Genomic DNA, 17,325 nt, shown 5'->3' on the forward strand with positions numbered 1-17,325 from the left:
CGCGAACTCACCCCCGTCATCGCTCGCGACAGCCTCGACGATCACCGCCTCCGCCCGCCGGAACACCGCCCCCGCCCCCAACAACACCCGGATCCTATCCGCATCACCCAACCCCGCCAGCACACCATCAGACAACACCGCGTCAAGGTCGGCGATGACCCGATCCAAAAGCTCCGTCGTGCTGTCCATACCCGCAACTCAACCCGCAACCACCGACATTCGAGACCCTGAACCACCCACAAATACCCCAGACCAGAAACACATTCCAATCTCCCGGAATGACGCGGCGAGAGCGCTGGACCGCCGCGCGAGCAGCGGAGGAGATCGTCAGAACGGCACGGCCCGAGAACGGAGAAGAAGAGAGACACCCGACACACGACACGTGAGGAGCACGAGAGAAGAGACCCGACACACGACACGTGAGGAGCACGGGAGAAGAGACCCGAAAGCCCAGAACAGCTGACGGAACGCTCGCGGCAAGGCCCGAACCCGCAACCCCTCACAGACCCGCACCCCCTACAGACGCGCGCCCCCTAAAGACCCGCACCCCCTACATACCCGCGTGATCGAAGGCGATCGTCGGCACGTCCACGACATGAGACCCGCCGTCGGCCACGATCACCGCCCCCGTGACGTACGACGACTCCCCCGATCCGAGAAAGCGCACCACCGACGCGATCTCCGCTGGCCGCGCGGGTCGACGCAGCGGCACGTCGGCCGTCACCGCGGCGTACGCCTCTTCGCGCGACCCGAGACCGGAATGGGTCGCGAACTCGTCCATCTCGTCGTCGGCCATCGGCGTCTGCACCCACCCGGGGCAGATCGCGTTCACCCGCACCCCCTGGCGTCCGTAGTCACGCGCCAGGGTTCGGGTCAGACCGATGAGCGCGTGCTTCCCCACCGTGTAGCCGGCGACCGACGGCCCCGCGAACAACCCTGCCAGCGACGAGACGATGACGATCTGCCCTTTCGCCTCGATCAGCGCCGGCAGCGCCTCTCTCGCCATGATGAACGCGGTCGTGAGGTTGGCGCGGATGGCGGCCTCCCAACTGTCGTCATCGGTGTCCGCGACGGGCGAGAATCCGTGTCCTCCCGCGTTGGCGACGAGGACGTCGAGACGCCCGAAGGTGGCGAGCACCTCGGCGACGGCGGCTCGAGCCGAGGCCGTGTCGGCGGCATCCGCGACGATCGGATGCGCTCCCACCGCCGCCTCCACCGCACGCAGAGGTTCGACGCGGCGCCCCACGACGACGACATGCGCCCCCTCGGCCGCGTACCGCTCGGCGATCGCCGCACCGATACCGGTGCCGCCTCCTGTGATGACCACTACCCGCCCAGCCACGGCGGATCCGACTGCAGGTCCCATTTCTGCTCCTGTTCTCCGCGCTCCCGCGCGATTCCTCTTCTGCGTTCTCGCGCGACTCGCTTCCCGTTGCGACGCGCTCATCCGGTCGATGCAGGTCAGGCCGGAAAGCCCGACCTGGCTGAGTACCCGAAGTCGCTCACGATCGTCGTGCCGTTGATCGCGCGGCTGAGCGGCGACACCAGGTAGACCGCGTGCGAGGCCACCTCGTCGGCCGTCTGCACCGGAAAGGACGGAGCAGCGAACGCCTCGTCTCCCAGGTCGCCTCGACTCATCGGCGTGTCCACGATCGATGGCGCGACCATGTTCACCCGGATGCCGTCGTCCGCCAGGTCGACCGACAACGCCCGACCGAACTGCACGAGCGCCGCCTTCGACGCGCAGTACGGCACCATCCCGGCGGATGCGACGAGAGCCGAGTCACTCGACACCAGGACGACGGATGCGGCGACGGCGCCGCGCAGCGCAGGAAGCGCCGACGACACCACGAGGAACGCTCCCGAGACGTTGACCGCGAACACGGCGTTCCATTCGGCCAGCGAGATCTCGTCGATCGGCGAGCCCACGGGGCCGGAGACGCCCGCGCAGCACACGACCGCGTCGAGTGCGCCGAGCGCATCCACCGCCTTGTCGACCGCCGCCACCACCTGCATCTCATCCGTGACATCTGCGACGAGCACGACGGCGTCGGCGCATCCGCCTGCCACCTCGGCGAGCGCTGCGCCGTCGCGATCGAGCAGCGCGACGCGCACACCCTCTGCGGCGAGCGCCAGCGCGGTCGCGCGCCCGATGCCGCTCGCCGCTCCCGTGATCAGAGCCGTCGTGCCGTTCAGCCGCAGATCCATGGTCTCTCCGTGGCTCCGCCGCCGCGCCGGTGGCGCTGTGAGGACGACGGTGCCTTCACCCGTCATCCTGCTCTCGGTCCGACGCTCCGAGAATGCGACGACGTGCGCTGTGCGCGCTGGCACCATCGTCCTTCGCTCAGCGTCAACCACCGCGAGGATCACGCGAGCAGAATCGCACTATCGGCGACGTCTGTCGTCGTCGAGGCCGTCCACACGGGCGTCACCGAACAAAGGAGCCGACGTGGCAGACCCGACATCTGCGTCCACGACGCAGCAGCACCACACCTCTCTCCGACCCGGCGCTCTGGGCGTCGCCGGGATCGTCTTCCTCGTCCTGGCGGCCGTCGCTCCGTTGACGGGCATCGTGGTGGTCGCCTCCCTCGCGATCGCGCTCGGCAACGGCGGCGGCACGCCGATGTCGTTCTTCCTCGTGGCCGTGATCCTGCTGCTGTTCGCCGTGGGCTATGCACAGATGTCGAAGCAGCTCGTCAATGCCGGAGGGTTCTACGCCTTCGTCGTGAAGGGGCTCGGGCGCACGGGTGGGCTGATCGCCGGTCTCATCGCGACGCTCGGCTACAACTTCTTCGTCGTCGGCACGATCGGCACCAGCGGCTTCTTCATGCAGAACATCATCCGCGATCTCACGGGCCTCGACGTGAACTGGCTGGTCTGGGGCCTGTTGTCGATCGTCGTGTGCTTCGTGCTGGCCAGGGTCGGCGTGGACTTCAGCTCGAAGATCCTGGGTGTCTGTCTGGTGCTCGAGGTGCTGATGCTGGTCGTCTTCGACGTGTCGGTGCTCGTGCAGACGGGATACGACCTCGCGGCCTTCAGCCCTGAGGCCGTGTTCTCGGGCTCGTTGCCGATCGGTCTGCTGCTGGCAGCCACGGGCTTCCTCGGTTTCGAGGCGACGGCGCTGTTCAGCGAGGAGGCGAAGCAACCGCTGCGGACGATCCCGCGGGCGACGTACACATCGATCATCGCGATCGGCGTGATCCTGGGGGTCACCACGTGGGCCGTGGTCAGCGCGACCGGCGTCGCGCAGGCACAGGCCACCGCGCTGGAGCACCTGCCCACCGGCGACCTGATCTTCATGCTGTCGCAGCAGTACCTCGGCGGCCCGCTCACCACCGTGATGATGGTCCTGCTGCTGGTCAGTCTGTTCGCCGCCATGCTCGCATTCCACAACTCCGCCACGCGCTACCTCTACTCCCTCGGACGCTCGCGGATCCTGCCACGCGCCCTCGCCCGCACGCGCGCCAACGGCGCCCCGCAGCTGGCCGGCATCGTGCAGGCCTCGTTCGCCGCGCTCGTCGCGATCATCTTCGCCATCGCCGGAGCAGACCCGATCCTCACCCTGGTGCCGGCGATGCTGGGATTCGGAACACTGAGCGTGCTGATCCTGCAGGGGCTCGCGGCGATCTCGATCGTCGTGTACTTCCGACGCAAGGGCGACCCCCGCTGGTGGAGCACGTTCATCGCTCCCGGGATCGGGTTCCTCGGAATCGCCGCGATCTCGGTGCTCGCGATCGTGAACTTCAACATCGTCGCCGGATCCGACGAGCTCGCGATCCGCCTCATGCCGCTGCTCCTCGTTCTCGCGCTGATCGGCGGCATCGTCTACGGCGCCTATCTGAAGCGATCGAAGCCGGCCGTCTACGAGGGACTCGCCTCGGACCTCGAACGCTTCAGCGACCGCTGACCCGCCCAGCCCTCCCACACCACCTCCAAGGAGCGACATGACGACCCTGAACCCCGCAGACACCTCCACCTGGCTGCCCCTCGAGGGCCTCGCCCCCGGCTTCGACGCCAACAAGGCACCGCACTCCACGGCCCTCAGCGGCCGGGAGATCACCGTCGTCGATGCACGAGGGACCCGCATCTCGCACCGGTTCGCCGACACCACGGTGACCTGGGACTACCGTCCGGGTGCAGACGACACCACTCAGGCCGCCACCGACACCGACGACTACGAGGCCTTCGAGGTCGACGAGGACCTCTACTTCGTGCAGTTCCATCACAACTATCTGCCGAACGAGGCGATCTCCCTGGTGGTCGACCTCCGCCACGGCCGCACGCTCGCGATCATCTCGGTGATCCTGCCTGCGCCGGAGCAGGGCCGCACCCGTGTACAGCACGTCTTCGCCCCCTCCGTGATCGAGGGGGCCACCGTGACCGGCGTCGAGCCCGCCCCCACCACGACGCTGATCGGCCGCAGGGTCGAGTGGGTGTACAGCGCGGAGCACGCGTACGAGCACGTCTACCTCTCGGAGCGCTGGTACTCGTGGCAGTGCCTCGCCGGCCCCGAGCGCGGGCTCGCCGACACCGACGAGAACAGCGTGTGGGAGGTGCGCCCCGGCATCTACGTCTTCGCGTGGCGCGAGAAGGTCATCCCGTGCGCATCCGTGACGATCGCCGACCATCGTGACGTCACCGCGATCCGCTCCCACGGCGTGCTCTTCGGCCTCGACGAGTCGGGCGAGGTGCCCACGCACTTCACCTTCGGCGCTCACGGCCGTCTGCTCTCCACGACCCATCACGCGGCCGGTCTCGAGCCCGCGGACTTCGGGGCCCTCTGACATGGTGGCGGCCGCTGCCGACCTGATCGTCACGGGATCCGTGATCCGCACGGCGGATCGTCGGCATCCGGTCGTCGAATCGTTCGCGGTGCGCGACGGACGGATCCTGTCCGTCGGCACCAGGGCCGAGATGGATGCACATCGCGGGCCGCGGACGCGGATGCTGGACGTCGGGGATGCCGCGGTGTACCCCGGCTTCGTCGACGTGCACAACCATCACGCGATGGCCGGTCGCACCGAGCTCTTCGAGCTCTCGCTGCCGCCGTCGCTGACCCTCGACGAGATCCTCGATCGCGTGCGGGAGAAGGCCGAGACCCTTCCCCCGGACGCCTGGATCATCGGCGGCGTCGTCGCCACGACACTGCTGTCCACCCTCGCGACCACCGCGAGCCGGCAGCGACTCGACGAGGCGGCGGGCGGACGCCCCGTCGTCATCGTCGAGGACTCACGTCACAACCGGTGGGCGAACACGCGCGCGCTCGAGCTGGCGGGGATCACGGCCGCCAGCATCCCCTCCGCGGGGGTCACCGTGCTCGATCCCGACGACGGGACACCGACCGGAGTGCTGCGGGAGGGGGCCGGCATCCCGGTGCAGGAAGCCTACGACCGCAGAGGAGGCCTGACCCCCGAGCAGCATGTCGCCGCCTCCCGACGCGGAGTCGAGATCCTGAACTCGTTCGGCATCACGACGTTCCAGGATGCCGGGGTGTCGACCGACATCCTCGGAGCCCTCGCCACACTCGACCGCGCGCAGGATCTGCACGCGTGGGTCGTGTCGTCCCTGCTGGTCAACGACGAGATCTTCGGCGTCGATCCGATCGGCGAGCCGCTGATCGCCCGCGGTGAGGAGTTCCGCACTCCCCACCACCGTCCCGACTTCGTGAAGATCTTCCTCGACGGGGTCCCGCCGGCGCGCACCGCGTCGTTCCTCGAGCCGTACGTGGCGGATGCGGTGCACGGCGCACACTTCCACGGCGAGACGACGATGACCTTCGACGAGCTGTACACGTGGCTGCGTTCGGTGGCCGAGCGAGGACTCGGCGCCAAGGTGCACTGCACCGGCGACGGCTCGGCTCGGCTCGTGCTCGACGTCGCCGAGAGGATCCGCGCCGACGGCTTCACGACTCCGATCCAGATCGCCCACGGCCAGTTCCTCGCGGTCGACGACATCCCTCGCCTGCACGCGCTCGAGGTGTCGGCCGACATCTCACCGTTCATCTGGTTCCCCGGCGTGATCCCGCAGGCGCTGGCCGAGGTGCTCGGCGAGCGCGCCGAGCACTCGCAGCCCAACCGCGCCCTGCTCGACGCCGGAGCTCTCGTCGCCGGCGGATCCGATTGGCCGGTCAGCGAGTCGCCGAACACCCTCGAGGGTCTGCAAGGGCTCGTCACACGCGCCGACCCGCTCGGACGCGCACCGGGAGTGCTCTGGCCCGAGCAGGCGATCACGGCGGAGGAGGCGCTGGAGGTCTTCACCCTCAACGCCGCGACCGCGATGGGTCTCGGCGCCGAGACGGGGTCCCTGACGCCGGGGAAGTCCGCGGATTTCGTCGTGCTCGATCGTGACGCGATCGCCGGCCCCGCCGACGAGATCGTGCACACCGCGGTGGTCTCGACCTGGTTCGAGGGGCGCGAGGTGTACACGGGGAGCTGACGACCTCCGGCACCCCGACGTCCCCTCGTGGGACGATGGGTGGCATGCCCGACCGACGCAGTGTCATCGTGACGCGGTGGAACACCGCGAATGCTCGAGACCGTGCGGATTTCGTGGCGCTGCTGACGGACTACCACCTGCAGACGGAGACGGAGAAGGGCACCCCGGTCGGGTCCGCCGATGCACTCCCCGAGAAGTACCGTCTCGAGCTGAAGGACCCGCAGACGGCATTCGGTGAGGACGACGTCCTGATCGCGCGCCACGAGGGGCACGCTGCCGGCTGCCTGGTGATCACGGCTCGGTCCCCTCAGCGGCTCGAGATCAAGCGGCTGTGGACGGATCCGAGCCACCGCGGACGGCACATCGCCACCTCCCTCCTCGACGAAGCGCATCTCCATGCGGTCCGCGTCGATGCGGAGGCGATTCAGCTCTCGGTCTGGGAGTGGCGCGCAGACGCGATCGCCCTGTACCGCAAGTCCGGCTTCGTCGAGACCTCCTCATGGGAAGACCGGGACCAGCTGATCTGCATGGTCCGCACCGTCTAGAGCACCACCACCTCCGCACATCTCAGACGACCGCGTGGCGACGAGCAGCCGCCCCGGCGTCAGCTGCCGAGGAGGAACGCCGCTCCCCGCTCGCCGATCATCGCCGCGGGGGCATTCGTGTTGCCGGTCGGCACCGTCGGCATCACCGAGGCGTCGATCACGCTCAGCCCCTCGATCCCGCGCACCCGCAGCGTCGGATCGACCACCGCCTCGGCATCCGCACCCATCCTGCAGGTGCCGACCTGGTGGTGATAGGTGATCGCGGTGCGACGCACCCAGTCCTCGACCTCGGAGTCGGACACATCGGGGCCCGGATAGGCCTCGGTCGCGCCCCAGTGCTCCGCGAGAGCGGGCTGCGCGCCGATGCGGCGGCACTGACGCACGGATGCGGCGAGCGCCGCGACGTCGCGGTCGTCTTCGAGCGCGGCGAGATCGATCAGGGGCGGGTCGGTCACGTCGGGGCCGGAGAGAGTGAGCGCGCCCCGGCTGTACGGGGTGACGAGACCCGCCATGAGGGTGAACCCGTCATCGCCCCGCGGGTCGAGGTCTCCCCACATCGGCACCGAGAAATGGATCGGCTGCGTGTCGGGCTGTTCGAGGTCGTCGCGGCTGCGCCAGAAGTGATGCGACTGCGTGACCGAGATCCCGGTGCGCGGCGGACCCACCGGACGCCGGGTCGTGAAGATCACCGGCGACAGCAGATGGTCGTGCAGGTTCTTTCCCACCGAGGGCGAATCGACCACGACCGGGATGCCGAGAGCCGTCAGCTCGTCGGCGGGGCCGATGCCCGAGCGCAGCAGGATGACCGGCGAGCCGATCGCGCCGGCCGACAGCACGATCTCGTCTGCGAAGAGGTCCTCGGATTCCGATCCGGAATCCGGCCCGGCGTCGGATGCCGCGTCGAGGCGCACCCCGACCGCGCGACCGCCGTCGACGATCACCGAGTGCACCTCGCGGCCGGTGACGATGGTGAGCCGATCGGCGATCGGCTGCGCATACGTCATCCACGTGTTCACACGTCGCCCGTCTCGGATCGTGACCTGCTGCTGCGAGACGCCGTCGAGCGTGCCCCCGTTGTAGTTCGGATTGCGCGGCAGCCCCTCCTCGACGGCGGCGTCGATGATCGATGCCTGGATCGGAGACAGCGCGTAGTCGTCGGTCACCGGCAGCAGGTCGTTCTCGATCGCGTCGTACACGGGTTCGACGACGTTCCAGCCCCACCCCGTCGCGCCCGCGCGCTCCCAGGAGTCGTAGTCGGATGCGGCTCCGCGCACCCAGATCATCGCGTTCAGCGCATGCGATCCGCCGGCGACCTTGCCTCGGGGCAGATGCAGCCGTCGGCCGTCGGCGTGCTCCTGCGGAACGGTGAAGAAGTCCCAGTCGTCGGCGGAGTGCCACAGCTCCCCCGCCCGCGACGGATCGTGGATGGCGGGGTTCGAGTCGTAGCCGCCGGCCTCGATCAGCGTCACCTCGACACCGGCGTCGGCGAGCCGCCGCGCGACGATGGCGCCCGAAGTGCCCGCGCCGACGACGATCGCGGTCTTCATGCCTGAGCCTTCCGCCCAGGACCCGACACGACCTGAGACACGGCGACCGACTTGAGGCCCTCGACTCCGAACTCCAGGCCGTAGCCCGAGCTCTTCACTCCGCCGAAGGGCACCATCGGATGCAGGCCCCCGTGCGAGTTGATCCAGACGGTGCCGGACTGCATGCGGGTCGCCGCCTCACGCGCGGCGTCCGGGTCGCTCGACCACACGGACGCGCCGAGACCGACCTCGACCGCGTTGGCGAGTGCGAAGGCCTCATCGACGTCGCTGTACCGGATCACCGGCAGCGCGGGGCCGAACTGCTCCTCCTGCACGAGGGCGGCGTCGTTGTCGATGTCGGCGATGATCGTCGGGCGGTAGAAGAGCTCACCGAGCTCGGGAGCGGATTCGCCACCGGTCACGACGCGCGCACCGCGGCTCTTCGCCTCCTCGACCAGTCGCGAGACGATGTCGAACTGCGCCCGGTTCTGCAGGGGCCCCAGCACGTTGTTCTCATCGAGCCCGTTGCCGATCGGCACGGAGGCGGCGATGCCGGCGAGAGCGTCCACCACCTCGTCGTAGACCGAGTCGTGCACGTAGAGGCGCTTCAGCGCCGCACACGTCTGGCCCGTGTTGATGAAGGCACCCCAGAAGAGGTCCTCGGCGATGGCCGCCACGTCCGTCCCCGGCAGCACGATCCCCGCATCGTTGCCGCCGAGTTCGAGGGTCAGGCGGGCGAGGTTCCCGGCCGAGCTCTCGATGATCCGACGACCGGTGGCCGTCGATCCGGTGAACATGATCTTGTCGATGTCGGGGTGGGATGCCAGTCGGGCGCCGACCTCGCGGTCGCCGGAGACGCCGATGAGGACATCGGCCGGGAGCACGTCGTTCATCACCGCCAGCAGCGCGAGCACGCTCAGCGGCGTGTACTCGCTGGGCTTCGCGACCACGGTGTTGCCCATGCGCAGCGACGGCCCGATCTGCCAGATCGTGATCATCAGCGGCCAGTTCCACGGCCCGATCGCCCCCACGACGCCGACCGCCTTGTAGACGAGCTCGGCGTGAAGTGTCTCGTCGTCGACGAGCACCTGCGGGTCGAGCACGGTCGCCGCGTTCGTGCGCAGCCAGGCCGAGCAGGCGCCCAGCTCGAAACGGGCGTTCGGGCCGTTCAGCGGCTTTCCCTGCTCGCGGGAGAGCAGATACGCGAGGGCCTCCGCGTGGGCGTCGATCGCGTCCGCCGCGGCGACGAGCACCGCGCTGCGCTCGTCGTGGCCGAGGGCCTCCCACCCCGGCTGAGCCGCCTTCGCCCTGGCGATCGCCTCGTCCAGGTCGCTCACCGAGTGCACGGGTGCGCGACCGATGACGTCCCGCGTCGCGGCATCCGGGATCTCTCGCCCACCGCCCTCCGGAGCCTGGATGCGGTCGAGCAGCGCGGCGGCTGCGGATGCGGCGGATTCGGACATCGGACTCTCCTTCGAGCGGGTCGCGCACCGAGGATCCGGCGCGCTCGTCCCATTGTCGAATGGCTCGTGGCGGCGCACTTGTCGAGGAGCGCGCCGCAGATGTCCGACCGCGAAGGGATGCGGCCGCAGGCGGTCAGATCAGGGTGAAGTCCTCGAAGATGAGTGTCGTGCGCGTCGAGCGGATCGACGGGATCGCCTGGATGTCCTCCAGCACGATGCGGCGGAGGTCGCGGGCGTCGCGCGCGCGCACGAGCAGGATCACGTCGAAGTCGCCGCCGACCAGTGCCATGTGCTCGATCTCGGGGATCGTGCGCAATCGAGCGCTCACCTCCTGCCAGGTGGCCTGCTCGATCGCCAGCGTGACGTAGGCGCTCGCATGGTGCCCGAGGAGCACAGGGTCGGTGCGCACGGAGTAGCCGGTGATGATTCCCGCGTCGGTGAGGCGCCTGATGCGGGCGTGGGCACCGGCTCGGGAGATGTGCACGGCCTCGGCGATGGCCGTCATCGAGGCACGGGCGTCGCGCCTCAGCTCGCCGAGGATCGCCTCGTCGGTCTCGTCCAGTGTGATCATGGCACCCCTTCGTCCAGTCCCGGATTTCTGCCAGTTTGTCACGGAAAGCCGGATTCACAACGCAATCGTCCATGATCGCGTCGAACTCGTGGACGAGTGTCGCACAGCGAGGCAAGCTGGCGACACCGAGTTCGGCAAGGAGGGCGAACGGATGGAACATGCAGAGATGCTTCCGCGAGACACGGCGGTGCAGCTGATCGATGCCGACGGCTCGACCGTCGCGGATGAGACGTATGCGATGCCCGGCACCGAGACGCTCCTCGCCGCCTACCGGGGACTCGTCGACGGACGCCGCATCAACGATCAGGCCGGCGCTCTCGTGCGACAGGGGCGCCTCGCGGTGTATCCGTCCTCGCACGGCCAGGAGGCCTGTCAGATCGGCGCCGCGCTCGCCATCAGCGCCGAGGACTGGCTGTTCCCGACCTACCGGGACTCCGTCGCGGTGATCGCGCGGGGTGTGGCGCCCGCCGAGGCGATGGTGCTGCTCAAGGGCGACTGGCACTCGGGCTACGACGTGCGCGCTCACCGTGTCGCGCCTCAGGCCACTCCCCTGGCGACGCAGCTGCTGCACGCCGTGGGCTTCGCGTACGCCGCGAAGCAGCGCGGAGAGCACACCGTCGTCATCGCCCTGTGCGGTGACGGCGCGACCAGTGAAGGCGACTTCCACGAAGCGATGAACTTCGCCGCGGTCTTCCACGTGCCCGTCGTCTTCTTCGTGCAGAACAACGAGTTCGCGATCTCCGTGCCGCTCAGCCGCCAGACCGCGGCCCCGTCCCTCGCGCACAAGGCGATCGGCTACGGGATGCCGGGGCGGCGCGTCGACGGCAACGACGTCGCCGCGGTGCTCGCCGTACTCGGCGAGGCCGTCGACCGGGCCCGCTCCGGGGGCGGCCCGACGCTGGTCGAGGCCCACACCTATCGGATGCAGGCGCACACCAATGCCGACGATGACACGCGATACCGCGAGCGCGACGAGGTACGGGCCTGGGTGGCTCGTGACCCGCTGACGCGTCTGCGGACGCACCTCACCGGGGTCGGCGCGCTCACCGCCGAGCTCGAGGCCGAGTACGCGGCCGGTGCCGAGCGCATCGCGACGGCGATGCGAGAGGCCCTCAACGCGGATTCCGACCTCGACCCGGAGGACCTCTTCCGCTTCGTGACCGAGACGCGTTCCCCGCAGCTCGAGGAGCAGTGGCAGATGCTCCGCGGCGAGATCGAACGGACGCGGACGGCGGATGCCGCACCGACCGCGCAGGCCACCCCCATCGGAGGTTCGCGATGACCATCGCCCACGAGGACATCCGCGTCGACGAGCGCTCGTCGGACGTGTCGACCATGAGCATGGCCGCGGCTCTCAACCTCGCCCTGGCCGACGCCATCCAGGCCGACCCCGAGGTCGTGGTCTTCGGCGAGGACGTCGGCGCCCTCGGCGGGGTCTTCCGCATCACCGACGGCCTCACCGCGCGCTTCGGCGAGGACCGGTGCTTCGACACCCCCCTCGCCGAATCCGGCATCGTGGGCACCGCGGTCGGCATGGCCATTAACGGCATGCGACCGGTCGTGGAACTGCAGTTCGACGCCTTCGCGCTACCCGCGTTCGAGCAGATCGTCAGCCACGTGGCGAAGCTCGGCAACCGCACGCGCGGAGGCGTACGGATGCCGCTGGTGATCCGCATCCCCTTCGGCGGCGGCATCGGCGGAGTCGAGCATCACTGCGATTCCTCCGAGGCGTATTACGCGCACACCCCGGGCCTCACCGTCGTCAGCCCGTCCACGCCGCAGGACGCCTACTCGATGCTGCGCGCGGCGATCGCCTCGCCCGATCCGGTGATCTTCCTCGAGCCGAAGAAGCTGTATTGGACCAAGGGCGACGTCGACACCTCCGTCACGGCCGAGATCGGCACCGCGCGCATCGCACGCGACGGCACCGACGTCACCCTCCTCGCCTACGGCGCCGCCGTGCCGCTGGCGCTCGAGGCGGCCGAGGTCGCGGCCTCCGAGGGCCGCAGCGTGCAGGTCGTCGACATCCGCTCGCTGTCGCCGTTCGACGATGACACCGTGACCGCCGCCGTGCGGGCGACGGGACGCGCGGTCGTGATCGCCGAGGCACCCGGCTACGCGAGCGTGGCGTCGGAGATCCAGGCGCGCGTCTTCGAACGCTGCTTCGAGTACCTCGAAGCGCCCGTGCGCCGGGTCACCGGATTCGACACGCCCTTCGCCCCGCCGAAGCTCGAGCACTGGTACCTGCCCGACGTCGACCGCATCCTCGACGCGATCGACTCTCTGCACTGGGAGGACGAGGCATGACCGCGCTGACCACCCGCGTCTTCCGTCTGCCCGACCTCGGTGAGGGACTGACCGAGGCGGGACTCGTGCAGTGGCTCGTCGCGGTCGGCGACACCGTCGCCACGGATCAGGCGATCGCCGAGGTCGAGACGGCCAAGAGCGTCGTCGAGCTCCCCTCGCCCTTCGCGGGTGTCGTGACGGCGCTGCACGGAGAGCCCGGCGAGACGATCGACGTGGGCGCGCCGGTGCTCGAGGTCGCCGACGGCGCGGCGGACTCGAGCGGCGGTGCGTCTGCTGCGGTCGAGCACGATGCGTACCGCGAAGAGGAGCGCGCAGGCTCGGGCAACGTGCTGATCGGCTACGGCACCTCGGAGCGGGGCGTGTCGGGCCGGAGGCGACCCCGCGTGCAGGCTGCGGCGCGGCAGACCCCGACATCCGCGGGAACGCCCGCTCCGGCGCCGGCCACATCCACGGCGACCGAGACATCCACGGCGACCGAGACATCCACGGCGTCCGAGACATCAGCGGCGTCCGAGAGCGTGCGGAGCGGGTCGGATGCCCGGGCGCGGCGCCCCGTGGCGGTCCGCTCCCCTCTCGTCCGACGCCTCGCCCGTGACCTCGGTCTCGACGTGCACGCCATCGCTCCGACCGGACACGACGGCGCCGTCACCCGCGCCGACGTCCTCGCGGCGGCGGTGAACGTGGCGGTCGACGGCGCGGCCGCGTCGCCTCACGACTCCCCCGTGGACGACGGTCCCGGGTTCGATCGCCGCACGGATGTCATCGACGGCCTGTCCGTCGCCTCACGCGAGCGCATGTCCGCGTTGCGCAAGGCCGTCAGCGCGAAACTCGCTCGCAGCCGCTCCGAGATCCCCGAGGCCACCGTCTGGGTCGACGTCGATGCGACCGACCTGTGGACGCTCCGCTCGCAGATGGCACCCGAGGGAGGCACGGCCCCCTCGGTCACCGCGCTGATCGCACGCTTCGTACTGCTCGCACTCGAGGATCACCCGGTGCTCGCGTCGCGTCTGAGCGACGACGGCTCGGAGATGATCTCCTTCGACGGAGTCAATCTCGGCGTGGCCGCCGACACCGCGCGCGGGCTCATGGTCCCGGTCATCCCTCGCGCGCACGAGCTCAGCATCGAGCAGCTCGACCGCGCCCTGCGGGAACTGTCCGCGACGGCACGAGCGGGATCCATGCCTCCCGAGCGGCTGCGCGGCTCGACGTTCACGCTGAACAACTACGGCGGACTCGGCGTCGACGGATCCGCTGCGATCATCAACCATCCCGACGTCGCCATCCTCGGGATCGGCCGCATCATCGAGAGAGCCTGGGTGGTCGAGGGGCAGATCGTCCCTCGACGCATCGCCCAGCTGTCTCTGGTGTTCGACCACCGGGTGTGCGACGGCGGATATGCCGCCGGTTTCCTGCGCCGCGTCACCGAGCTCATCGAGCATCCGCTGCGCGCGTTCGGCAGGGTGTGATCCGCTCTACTCCACGGTGAGGTCACCGCGCTGCGTCGCATCGGCCGTCGTGATGCCGATGATCCGGGCGTCCGGGGCGTCGGCGTCGTCCCGCGTGGTGTGGAAGATGAGGAGGCGTCCCTCCCTGTCTGCGACGAAGTAGGCCCACTGGCCCGACGAGACGACGTGCACCCGGGTTCCGGACGGGAACGCGGAGACGGCCGAGGAGAGCGGATCACCGATCCGCACCTCGAGGGCGTGCGGCGACGCCGCGCCATCGACCCCCGCATCCTCTTCGTCCGACACCGCGCCGGCGGTGATCTCGGAGATCGTCCCGCTCTCCGCGACCGTCACCGACAGCGACGAGACGCCGTCGGGGCTCGTGAAGATCGACGGTCCGCCGTCGTATGCGGGCGGCGTCACCGTCGCTCCGGGCACCGCCGCGGCAGCCGCGTCAGACGTGTCGCCGAGGCGGATCGGGCCGACGCCCGATCCGGTGATCGACCACTCGCCCCAGGGTCCGGCGGCATCGCCCACCGGCTCGGTCGACGTCGCCGGAGGTGTCGCCGTCAGCGTCTCGACGAGCTCGGACTCGGCATCGATCGCGGCCGCCTGCAGCAGCTCCGCCGCGGCAGCCGGGTCGATCGGTGCGGACTCGGGCAGGGATGTCTGCAGGTGCACGAGCGTGTTGCCGAGTGCTGCGAACCCGTGGAACACCCTCCAGCCGCCGGAGGAAGGATCCGCGTTGAGCGCCCCCGCCAGCGCACGGACACCTTCCTGCTCCTCCGCGACGACCGACTCGAAGGTGTTGCGGCCGTCATAGTCGAACTCTCCGCACTCGGCTGCTGCACGCTCGAGCTGATCCATACGCGCGGCCGCGTGCGCCGCGTCGGCGAACTGCAGGGCGACCACTCTGTTGGAGGAGAACTCGGTGTCGCTCGGCATCGACCAGGACATCGTCCGGGTCGCCAGAGCACCGAGCGTCTGCTCCATGTACAGCACGCCGCAGATCGCGGGGACGAACTCCGGCCCACCGCCGTCCGAGATCTGCTCCAGCACGTCGGACGGAGCGCTGACGTCGGCCGCGGACGGGATCAGGGCGACGATGTCGTCAGAGGAGGGCAGAAGCCACGTGAGCTCGTCGCCGACGAAGGACACCGGCCCCGAGTACGGCTCCGGAGACGTGGCCTCGGGCGTCGGCGACGACGGCGGCGAGGACTCCTCCGCCGGTGCGCAGGCGGTCAACGCGAGAAGCGCTCCGACTCCGACGACCCCGAGAACGACCTGCACTCGTCGACGATTCACCACACGCATGACATACCCTCCCGCTCGCTCGTCACGTCGAGATCCGACGTCCCCCTGCGGCGAGCATACGGACGCACCGACCCGCCGACGAGAGTCGCATCCATGTCGATATCAGAATGAGAGGAATCGCATGCCGAGCGCCGCATATTTCGAGGTCGCGCGCTCTCATGCGCTACGGTCGCTTTACTGACCGATCATTCGGTAAGTTGATCGTGGCGACGGCGCGTCGCCCTCCCCCTATTGCAGAACGATGGAGTTCGCATGACGTCAGCAGTCTCCGCACGCAGTTCGACCACCCGGATGCCCGGCGAGGAACGGCGGGTCCTCGCCAGCACCCTCGTCGGCACCTCGATCGAGTGGTACGACTTCTTCATCTACGCGCAGGCCGCCGGCCTCGTCCTCGCCCCGTTGTTCCTCGCGCCGATCGCCGAGGAGAACAAGGGGTTCGCGCAGGTGCTGTCCTTCGCCACCATCGGCATCTCCTTCCTCTTCCGACCGCTCGGCGCCATCGTCGCGGGCCACCTCGGCGACAAGCTGGGGCGCAAGAAGATGCTGGTGTTCACCCTGGTGATGATGGGACTGTCCACGTCCCTCATCGGCCTGCTCCCGACCTATGCCGCGATCGGCGTCGCCGCCCCCATCCTCCTCATCGTGCTGCGCATCCTGCAGGGATTCTCGGCCGGAGGCGAGTGGGGTGGAGCCGCCCTGATGGCCGTCGAGCACGCGCCGAAGAACCGCCGAGGGCTCTTCGGCGCCTTCCCGCAGATCGGCGTGCCGATCGGCATGATCCTCGCGACGGCGACGCTCTGGGTGCTGACCAGCTCGATGTCGCCCGAGGCGTTCCTCGAATGGGGCTGGCGCATCCCGTTCCTGATGTCGATCGTGCTGATCGCCGTCGGCTACGTGATCCGGCGTGCCGTCGACGAGAGCCCCGTCTTCGAGGATCTCCGTCGCCGCCGTCAGGAAGCCTCCGCGCCGCTCGGCCGCCTGTTCCGCAAGAACACCAAGCAGGTCGTACTCACCGCACTCATCTTCATCGGCAACAACGCCGCGGGATACCTGCTGATCGCCTTCTTCGCGACCTACGCGGTCACCGCTCTCGGAATGGAGCGCCCTCCCGTACTGCTGGCCACGACGCTCGCGTCCTTCGGATGGCTCATCTTCACGCTCTGGGGCGGTCATCTCTCCGACCGGCTCGGGCGCGTTCGCACCTTCCAGATCGGGTACATCGCGCTCGCCCTCTGGGCGGTGCCGATGTGGTTCCTGATCGACACGGCGAACATCCTCTGGTACTTCGTCGCGCTGTTCGTCATGACGTTCGCGCTCGGTCTCTCCTACGGTCCGCAGGCAGCGCTCTACGCCGAGATGTTCCCCGCCAACGTGCGGTACTCGGGAGTCTCGATCGGATACGCGCTCGGAGCCATCCTCGGCGGCGCGTTCGCGCCGATGATCGCGGAGTCGCTGATGAACCAGTTCCAGGCGGCCTGGACGATCGGCGTCTACATCGCGGTCGCGGCGGTGATCTCGCTCGTCGCGGTGTCGCTGGTGAAGGAGCCCAAGGGCGTCGACCTGCACGCCTGAGCGACGCACCTCTCCCCCGACCCGTGGGGGGGGGGGGGGTGCCGCCCCCGCGCGCGGGCCGGGGCGCGGCGGGGGGCCGGGGGGGGTGCCCGGGGCGGGGGCGCGGGGGGGGGGGGGGGGGCCGCGGGCGGGGGGGGGGCCGGGGGC

Annotated in this window: 15 protein-coding genes; 8 read left to right on the plus strand and 7 right to left on the minus strand. The window is 69.5% G+C overall.

Annotated elements, in window-relative coordinates; genetic code table 11:
• The 3 genes from ABTZ43_RS13820 to ABTZ43_RS13830 form a co-directional block, all read right to left on the minus strand.
• The coding region (locus ABTZ43_RS13820) for a hypothetical protein (protein WP_350539252.1) at nucleotides 1-189 on the minus strand (189 nt) is incomplete at its 3' end.
• 361 nt (nucleotides 190-550) lie between these two features.
• A complete protein-coding gene (locus ABTZ43_RS13825) occupies nucleotides 551-1,366 on the minus strand; it encodes an SDR family NAD(P)-dependent oxidoreductase (protein WP_149423543.1) in 816 nt (271 codons plus the stop codon).
• A gap of 95 nt (nucleotides 1,367-1,461) precedes the next feature.
• On the minus strand, nucleotides 1,462-2,208 hold the full coding sequence (locus tag ABTZ43_RS13830) for an SDR family NAD(P)-dependent oxidoreductase (RefSeq protein ID WP_350539253.1): 747 nt from the start codon (nucleotides 2,206-2,208) through the stop codon (nucleotides 1,462-1,464).
• A 241-nt stretch (nucleotides 2,209-2,449) separates the two neighbouring features.
• On the opposite strand from ABTZ43_RS13830, the gene ABTZ43_RS13835 reads away from it, so the two are divergent.
• The 4 genes from ABTZ43_RS13835 to ABTZ43_RS13850 are packed head-to-tail and all read left to right on the plus strand — an operon-like array spanning nucleotide 2,450 to nucleotide 6,980.
• A complete protein-coding gene (locus tag ABTZ43_RS13835) occupies nucleotides 2,450-3,907 on the plus strand; it encodes an APC family permease (RefSeq protein WP_056411899.1) in 1,458 nt (485 codons plus the stop codon).
• Between the two features lie 37 nt (nucleotides 3,908-3,944).
• Complete coding sequence (locus ABTZ43_RS13840) at nucleotides 3,945-4,784, plus strand: molybdenum cofactor biosynthesis F family protein (protein WP_350539254.1); 840 nt, start codon at nucleotides 3,945-3,947, stop codon at nucleotides 4,782-4,784.
• 1 nt (nucleotide 4,785) lies between these two features.
• Nucleotides 4,786-6,435 carry an amidohydrolase gene (locus ABTZ43_RS13845; protein ID WP_350539255.1) on the plus strand — a complete coding sequence of 550 codons (1,650 nt, stop codon included), beginning with the start codon at nucleotides 4,786-4,788 and terminating at the stop codon, nucleotides 6,433-6,435.
• 44 nt (nucleotides 6,436-6,479) lie between these two features.
• Nucleotides 6,480-6,980, plus strand: coding sequence for a GNAT family N-acetyltransferase (locus ABTZ43_RS13850; RefSeq protein WP_350539256.1), 501 nt, complete (start codon nucleotides 6,480-6,482; stop codon nucleotides 6,978-6,980).
• A gap of 59 nt (nucleotides 6,981-7,039) precedes the next feature.
• On the opposite strand, the gene ABTZ43_RS13855 is transcribed toward ABTZ43_RS13850, so the two are convergent.
• From ABTZ43_RS13855 to ABTZ43_RS13865, 3 genes are all read right to left on the minus strand, one after another.
• Nucleotides 7,040-8,527 carry a GMC family oxidoreductase gene (locus tag ABTZ43_RS13855; protein WP_350539257.1) on the minus strand — a complete coding sequence of 496 codons (1,488 nt, stop codon included), beginning with the start codon at nucleotides 8,525-8,527 and terminating at the stop codon, nucleotides 7,040-7,042.
• Nucleotides 8,524-9,969 carry an aldehyde dehydrogenase family protein gene (locus tag ABTZ43_RS13860; protein ID WP_350539258.1) on the minus strand — a complete coding sequence of 482 codons (1,446 nt, stop codon included), beginning with the start codon at nucleotides 9,967-9,969 and terminating at the stop codon, nucleotides 8,524-8,526. Before ABTZ43_RS13860 ends, ABTZ43_RS13855 begins: the two co-directional genes overlap by 4 nt.
• A 133-nt stretch (nucleotides 9,970-10,102) precedes the next feature.
• Nucleotides 10,103-10,540, minus strand: coding sequence for an Lrp/AsnC family transcriptional regulator (locus tag ABTZ43_RS13865; protein ID WP_188042396.1), 438 nt, complete (start codon nucleotides 10,538-10,540; stop codon nucleotides 10,103-10,105).
• 151 nt (nucleotides 10,541-10,691) lie between these two features.
• Between ABTZ43_RS13865 and pdhA the strand changes: the two genes are divergently transcribed.
• Genes pdhA through ABTZ43_RS13880 form a run of 3 tightly spaced genes read left to right on the plus strand, consistent with a single transcriptional unit; the run spans nucleotide 10,692 to nucleotide 14,313 of the window.
• Entirely contained in the window at nucleotides 10,692-11,822 is a 1,131-nt protein-coding gene (gene pdhA, locus ABTZ43_RS13870) for a pyruvate dehydrogenase (acetyl-transferring) E1 component subunit alpha (RefSeq protein ID WP_350539259.1), read from the plus strand.
• On the plus strand, nucleotides 11,819-12,847 hold the full coding sequence (locus tag ABTZ43_RS13875) for an alpha-ketoacid dehydrogenase subunit beta (protein WP_350539260.1): 1,029 nt from the start codon (nucleotides 11,819-11,821) through the stop codon (nucleotides 12,845-12,847). The genes pdhA and ABTZ43_RS13875 overlap by 4 nt, the downstream gene beginning before the upstream one ends.
• Nucleotides 12,844-14,313 carry a dihydrolipoamide acetyltransferase family protein gene (locus ABTZ43_RS13880; protein WP_350539261.1) on the plus strand — a complete coding sequence of 490 codons (1,470 nt, stop codon included), beginning with the start codon at nucleotides 12,844-12,846 and terminating at the stop codon, nucleotides 14,311-14,313. Before ABTZ43_RS13875 ends, ABTZ43_RS13880 begins: the two co-directional genes overlap by 4 nt.
• A 6-nt stretch (nucleotides 14,314-14,319) precedes the next feature.
• On the opposite strand, the gene ABTZ43_RS13885 is transcribed toward ABTZ43_RS13880, so the two are convergent.
• The gene (locus tag ABTZ43_RS13885) at nucleotides 14,320-15,606 is read right to left on the minus strand and encodes a hypothetical protein (RefSeq protein ID WP_253385708.1); all 1,287 of its coding nucleotides are present in this window, start codon (nucleotides 15,604-15,606) and stop codon (nucleotides 14,320-14,322) included.
• A 252-nt stretch (nucleotides 15,607-15,858) separates the two neighbouring features.
• Between ABTZ43_RS13885 and ABTZ43_RS13890 the strand changes: the two genes are divergently transcribed.
• Nucleotides 15,859-17,178 carry an MFS transporter gene (locus ABTZ43_RS13890; protein ID WP_149423551.1) on the plus strand — a complete coding sequence of 440 codons (1,320 nt, stop codon included), beginning with the start codon at nucleotides 15,859-15,861 and terminating at the stop codon, nucleotides 17,176-17,178.
• Nucleotides 17,179-17,325: the final 147 nt, after the last annotated feature.

It is taken from the genome of Microbacterium sp. NPDC097977 (genome assembly GCF_040302605.1).
Taxonomy (GTDB): domain Bacteria; phylum Actinomycetota; class Actinomycetes; order Actinomycetales; family Microbacteriaceae; genus Microbacterium.

Excerpts from the sequence above, each read along its gene's own strand:
- ABTZ43_RS13825 (WP_149423543.1), bottom strand. The coding sequence starts at position 1,366 with ATGGGACCTGCAGTCGGATCCGCCGTGGCTGGGCGGGTAGTGGTCATC.
- ABTZ43_RS13830 (WP_350539253.1), bottom strand. The coding sequence starts at position 2,208 with ATGGATCTGCGGCTGAACGGCACGACGGCTCTGATCACGGGAGCGGCG.
- ABTZ43_RS13840 (WP_350539254.1), top strand. The coding sequence starts at position 3,945 with ATGACGACCCTGAACCCCGCAGACACCTCCACCTGGCTGCCCCTCGAG.
- ABTZ43_RS13845 (WP_350539255.1), top strand. The coding sequence starts at position 4,786 with ATGGTGGCGGCCGCTGCCGACCTGATCGTCACGGGATCCGTGATCCGC.
- ABTZ43_RS13850 (WP_350539256.1), top strand. The coding sequence starts at position 6,480 with ATGCCCGACCGACGCAGTGTCATCGTGACGCGGTGGAACACCGCGAAT.
- ABTZ43_RS13855 (WP_350539257.1), bottom strand. The coding sequence starts at position 8,527 with ATGAAGACCGCGATCGTCGTCGGCGCGGGCACTTCGGGCGCCATCGTC.
- ABTZ43_RS13860 (WP_350539258.1), bottom strand. The coding sequence starts at position 9,969 with ATGTCCGAATCCGCCGCATCCGCAGCCGCCGCGCTGCTCGACCGCATC.
- ABTZ43_RS13865 (WP_188042396.1), bottom strand. The coding sequence starts at position 10,540 with ATGATCACACTGGACGAGACCGACGAGGCGATCCTCGGCGAGCTGAGG.
- pdhA (WP_350539259.1), top strand. The coding sequence starts at position 10,692 with ATGGAACATGCAGAGATGCTTCCGCGAGACACGGCGGTGCAGCTGATC.
- ABTZ43_RS13875 (WP_350539260.1), top strand. The coding sequence starts at position 11,819 with ATGACCATCGCCCACGAGGACATCCGCGTCGACGAGCGCTCGTCGGAC.
- ABTZ43_RS13880 (WP_350539261.1), top strand. The coding sequence starts at position 12,844 with ATGACCGCGCTGACCACCCGCGTCTTCCGTCTGCCCGACCTCGGTGAG.
- ABTZ43_RS13885 (WP_253385708.1), bottom strand. The coding sequence starts at position 15,606 with ATGCGTGTGGTGAATCGTCGACGAGTGCAGGTCGTTCTCGGGGTCGTC.
- ABTZ43_RS13890 (WP_149423551.1), top strand. The coding sequence starts at position 15,859 with ATGACGTCAGCAGTCTCCGCACGCAGTTCGACCACCCGGATGCCCGGC.